Source organism: Crenobacter intestini, from assembly GCF_004919095.1.
GTDB lineage: Bacteria > Pseudomonadota > Gammaproteobacteria > Burkholderiales > Chromobacteriaceae > Craterilacuibacter > Craterilacuibacter intestini.
Map to the genome: position 1 here is coordinate 3056 of NZ_STGJ01000037.1, position 213 is coordinate 3268.

Sequence of the window (213 nt, forward strand, 5' to 3'; positions counted from 1 at the left end):
ATGTTGTCCTGATACAATCTTCTACCCAAGTCGGCGATCCTTCCGGTCAGACTTAACTGGCCGTCCGTCTCGCCGCTTGTTATTCGGCTTCTACAATTTGTTAAAGATCGAGCGTCGTCAAACGCAAATCACAACACTCAAACAAGTGCTCTGATTGACTTTCGACGACATCTGAACAACCGATAGGCTGTGAGTGCTTGACTCGCCTTCTCT